This is a genomic window from Gracilimonas sp. B-17 (genome assembly GCF_056857935.1).
On record NZ_JBSXOA010000001.1, the window covers coordinates 1 to 4,330 of the forward strand.

Below are 4,330 nucleotides of genomic sequence, written 5' to 3' on the forward strand. Positions count from 1 at the left end.
TTGCTTTGACTTGCTCATATTCCCCTATCAGAAACTGATATTTCTGAAGGTAGTTACGAGTCAGGGTGGTGTCGTTGGTTGTTCTTCGCATAACAAAATATACTCGATAAATTTTGTCAACGAATTACATAACATCTACAATCCCGAGTGCGTACCGGGTAGCAAAGGGATATTAAATCTAACACGAGGGATCTCAAAGTCAGACCTACCAGCCAGATCAGAATTTGATATCCTTCGCGATAAGCTTGGCAACCCTAGTATAAACTCCACTTTGCTCAGGATGACAGCGGGCAGTATTTAGTTATGAGTGCTTAGTGTTTAGTTGGGTCCAAACGCTTCGGGATGAGGATGATGGAAAGGGGAGTTCTGTAATAATATTTTGATGTTTATTCTCATTAGTTACATTATGCACGTTACTAATCAACCTGCCGCTATGAATACACCTACCGTTTTTGAATTTATTGAATTTGACACTCCCGGAATAACGACTCCAATCAGTCATTGGGATGATAACAATAAGCAACTGCAATGTGGATATACTCAATTATTTGGGGATGATCCCACTAAAAGAACTCCTTTAAGTAGGGTGCGTCTCGTTATTCAGCCAGATCCTAAAGCGTGGGCTCATTTCCAAGAACAGGTTAAAAAGCTTGGTGTTTGGGATTGGGAAACTGAATATTTCGATGAAGATCAGCATGACGGAATAGGCTGGGAGCTAAATCTAGAATGGGGTGATCAACGGATACAGTGCCATGGCATTAATGCCTTTCCAGAAAACTATAAAGCCTTTGTACATGAGGTAAGTACTCTATTTGGTGAAAAAGATCACTGGGTGTTTGAGTAATAGTTTTGGAGATCTTTCGTCCCGAACAAACGGGACAGTTTTTAGTTATGAGTGCTTAGTGTTGAGTTGGGTCCCGTGGTTTTTATTGAGTAAAACCACTACCTAAACTCAAGTGCTTAAAGGATTTATTGAATTTTACATGTTAAAAGGCTTAATTGGTGCCGGTATAAATGAGTTGTTTATAAATACATGTTAGGACTGCGGGGTCCTGCTAATCAAATCTAAAGACCTATGAAGAAGTCTGTTCGATCGTCTAACCATGTGTTACGAGTATGTCTTAGTTTTACATTTCTGATGCTTTTCACTTTATCAGCTTCTCAGCTTCAGGCTCAGCAAAACCCATATCCTTTCAGTTTAGATCTTAGTTTTGGGGGAGGGTTGATCGGTCACCCGGATATTAATACAAGCTTCCAGCCGGAAGTGGGATTTAGTTATATGCCCGGTAAATTTGGAATAGGATTAAATGCCGGTTTACTGTCTTATGATCCTGCATTTGATACCCAACAGTATACAGCCGGCTTTGAGGAGTACACCTCCGTATCCGGTTCTAATGAGAAATGGAGCTCCTTTTTTATGAGTCTGGGTCCCCGTTTTGAGTTTGGCAGTAGCCTGCCGGTCACCTTCCGCAGTAGTCTGGATCTGTCACTTACTTATAACTCACCACCCTCAATGTCAGTTGATTTCAATGACCCGGATGGTTCAGCCGGAGACCTGCAACTTCAGCTATCAGGGTATGATGCCGGTGACGATTACAGGAAATGGTCAGCTGCTATTCGCCCGGAGTTTCAGATGCAATTCAATCCCGGTGGCAGTGACCGTTTTGCCATAACCGTTGCTACAGGCATTCAGCATCGCTTATCCCAAAATGAATTTACCTATTCTCAAAGAGACCTTTCGGAAGTTCGCGTAGTACCGAATTCTCAGGAGATGTTCATGCAGTTTGAGATGGCACCCGAAATTCAGCAAACGGCTCAACCCCCAAAAACCAATTTTTTTACCACGGTGGGGCTCAAGATCAAGTTTGGTAACTCTAAGAGGATCTCTGCGCTAGGGCAGGACTACAACGCCACACGGTCTAATAAGCCGGGCTCCATTGCTGATGGTGTGGGTGACAGTGATGCGGATACTGATGCTGACGGCTTAGATGATGGTACGGAAATGGTAAATGATGGTTCTGGGGCGGGCGATTGCGATGATTCGGATAGCGACAGGTGTATTAGGCCGGGTGAAAGATCCTCAAATGATGTTGATTCTGATGCTGACGGTATAGATGATGCAATCGAAACAGCAAAAGATCACAGATCCACTAAAGCTCTAAAAAAAGGCGACCGATTAAGCACAGAAATATCTGATGGTGTGGGGGATGGTGATGCGGATAGTGATGGTGACGGCATAGATGATGCAATTGAAACAGGACAGGACTACAATGCCAGTCGCTCCAATAAACCGAGATCAGAAATAGCTGATGATATCTGGGATGATTGTGATGATGATGGCTCATGCCCGCACCCCGATGAATTGTTACACAAAGCGAAGGAATTGGAGTTGACCTCTGCCGGTAACGATATTCAAAACATCAAAGAGGTGTTGGATCGATGCGGTGAAGAAGTGTGTGGGCAGGTGCGTTTGCATGCTGATAAGCGTCATGAAGGCGTTAGGCGAGCTTTGGAGAACCCCTCAACGATCGACAGTGAAATTGAGGAGATCCGAAATATTGTGAGGAAAGATGTTGACTCCCTTGGGAAATGTGAGACCGATGTGTGCCGGGAAGTTCTGGCGATGGAGCAGCAGTTATTGGTGAAAATGAACCGTTTGAGTGATATAGCAATGGTAGCACCTACACAGGACTATAATGCAACCCGATCGAATAAACCGACATCACGAGCTGATGGTATCGGTGATGGTGATCCGGATAGTGATGGTGACGGCATAGATGATGCAGTTGAAACAGCTCAGGATTATAATGCGACACGTTCCAATAAACCAACCTCCCGTGCTGATTTAGACGGTGATCCGGATAGTGATGATGATGGTGTAGCTAAAGCAATTAGTATGGCACGACTGATCCATCCGCCGAATGTTATTATTGCAGCCGGTTCAGTAGCAATGGAAGGAAATCCTTTATATAAAGGAAATAATACTAAAGGGGAAAACCCTTTGTATGAAGGTCAGGCCAATGATGGGGATTCCGATAATAACGATAATGAAGACCCACTTCCCTCACAAAGATATGATATGCAACCAAGTTCGTATTGTGTGGAAATAGGATCGAACGCTCTTCAAGGTAAAAGTACAGAAACTCAGGATTATAATTCCGTTCGGTCTAATAAGCCGGGCTCCATTGCTGATGATATCGGTGACGGTGATGCTGATTCTGATGCTGACGGTATAGATGATGGTATTGAAACAGCACAGGACTACAATGCCAGTCGCTCCAATAAACCGAGATCAGAAATAGCTGATGATATCGGTGATGGAGATCCGGATAGTGATGATGATGGCATCGATGATGCTAATGAAATGGCACAGGACTATAATTCCAGTCGTTCTAATAAACCGAACACAATTGCCGATATTGGTGATGTGGATGGAGATGGGTTTCCGGATATGCTGGAAAATGCTTCCTTCAGTATAAAACATAGAAAACGACCCGGTAGGGCGAAATATGGTGACATTACATTGAAAAAATCAATGAACAATGACGGAGATATGGATGAAGATGGATTTGGCAAAGTGGACGGATTGCAATTTGATCTTGAGATCGATCCGGATGATGATGGTGACGGTCTGGGCGATGTAATAGAATCAGCTTCGTATAGTATCAGTAAGCGAAGTGCGCGAACAGGTCGTAGCAATCAGGATTCTCCTCAGCAGGAAATGACTTCACCAAATAATGTATATAAGTGGACCTATAAGCTTAATGCATTATCCGCAGGGGAAGACCTACCCGGAAATGGTACTCTAAACGTAGTGTTCTCCGATGGATCCTGGCATTTTGATTTGCAGGTCGATCCGGTCGATCTGGATGATGACGATGACGCATTACCAGAACTTCTTCAAAACAGTTCGTTCAGCATCAGTAAGAGAAGCGCGCGAACTGGACGTAACCCACAATAAATCCGGGAATGATCCGAAGCCTGCCTGCCGGCCGGCGAGGCAGGGATGACAATGAAGAGAGACGAAAGGTATAAAATAGAGTTGTCATCCCGAGTGCGTACTGGGCTGCAATGGTTTAAGCTGTTGAACACGAGGGATCTCAAAGTGAGCACTACCTGCCAGATCATAATTTGATATCCTTCGCGGCAAACCTCCCAACTCTGCATCGAACCTCACTTCGCTCAGGATTGTAGATGTCAGGTAATTCGTTGACAGTTTTCATTAAACTGGGCTGGGGTTTGTCCACCAATACCTTGATGGGGACGATGGTGATTGTAGTAATATAGATACTCTGTTAATTCCGTTTGTAGGTGCTCAAAACTATCATAA

3 protein-coding genes are annotated in these 4,330 nt (G+C 44.0%); 2 read left to right on the forward strand and 1 reads right to left on the reverse strand.

Going from position 1 to position 4,330, the window contains the following annotated elements:
- Positions 1-406: 406 nt before the first annotated feature.
- Positions 407-844, forward strand: a complete 438-nt coding sequence (locus tag AC13FX_RS00005) for a hypothetical protein (RefSeq protein ID WP_482878361.1) — start codon at positions 407-409, stop codon at positions 842-844.
- A gap of 231 nt (positions 845-1,075) precedes the next feature.
- A complete protein-coding gene (locus AC13FX_RS00010) occupies positions 1,076-3,961 on the forward strand; it encodes a hypothetical protein (protein ID WP_482878362.1) in 2,886 nt (961 codons plus the stop codon).
- A gap of 236 nt (positions 3,962-4,197) precedes the next feature.
- Here AC13FX_RS00010 and AC13FX_RS00015 read toward each other — a convergent pair.
- Positions 4,198-4,330, reverse strand: a 133-nt coding sequence (locus tag AC13FX_RS00015; protein ID WP_482878363.1) for an integrase core domain-containing protein, incomplete at its 5' end; no start/stop codon positions are given.